We start from the raw sequence: 1033 nt of genomic DNA on the forward strand, positions 1-1033 counted from the left end.
AAGCTTTGTTTTGCCGCGCATCGCAAAAAACTGGTCCCAAGCACTTGAAAGTTCACTTGTAGGCTACCCAAAAAATATAGGTTGGCCAGTGGTCTAAAAGATAAAACCGCCTTAAAAAGCGGTTATGGAAGCCATTTTTTCAATCATTTTGGGGTTGTGCAACGGTTACTGTTGTTGTGCTCAGTTATTTCTTTTATTAATCTGTCCAATTTTAGTTTTTCTTCTTGTCCATCGTAGATTCTGTTCTTGGCAAAATAGAATACGTCATTGTGGTCATAGTACAATGCCCAATTTAATGTCCTGTCCCAAATGGTCGTGTCGTGTCCAAAGAATAAGTTCGCTGAATAATGGATTGCCATTTTCCATGTCATTGCAAAAGCAACTGTCGGTTGAAAGGTCATGTAAACAATGTTGTCAAATTTGACTTGTCGATTGAAAAGCCATTTTTTGACTTCTTTGTCCATGTTGTCACCGAAACTAAATTTCTCAAAGTCCTTAAAATATCGCTTGGTTTCAGGGTCGAATGTGTTAAGCTTTATTTCATTCTCAAATTTCCATAGGTAATTCGAAGCCTTGGAGTCCAATGGGAAAATTTGGTCAAGATGTTCAGCTGATGGTAGATGACCATTTTCATTTTCAAACATCCATTTCCAAGGATGTTCTTGGAGAGGAACTGTTTCTTTTAATATGTCTGTCAGTTTGGTCATTTTAATTGAGCACAACGTCTCTGTATATGGCTCGTAGCGTGCAAATTAGAAAATTATTTTCGGATTAAGCACAAGCCAGATTTTTAAATTTTACTATTTATCTTTTTTATTGGAAAATCGTCAAATTTAAAAATTTGGCGACTTTCCAAATATGCTTTAACTTCGGTTAAGCAACTAACTAGCTATGAGCTATATACGTTGTGTGTGCCCAGTATGGGCATCTTTTAACTACAGAAAAGTAGTTAATTAATCTAGAGGGTGCAAGTCCCTCATGCGCTGGAGTAACGTCTGGAAGCATTAGTAAGTCGCAAGGGTGGTAACTGCGA

At 37.3% G+C, this 1033-nt stretch carries 1 protein-coding gene; it reads right to left on the bottom strand.

The features are described from left to right. Positions 1-143 precede the first annotated feature (143 nt). The gene (locus tag B4Q04_RS22375) at positions 144-707 is read right to left on the bottom strand and encodes a hypothetical protein (protein WP_088698192.1); all 564 of its coding nucleotides are present in this window, start codon (positions 705-707) and stop codon (positions 144-146) included. Positions 708-1033: the final 326 nt, after the last annotated feature.

Origin of the sequence: Zobellia sp. OII3 (assembly GCF_002211465.1) — a bacterium.
In the GTDB taxonomy this organism is placed as follows: Bacteria; Bacteroidota; Bacteroidia; order Flavobacteriales; family Flavobacteriaceae; genus Zobellia; species Zobellia galactanivorans.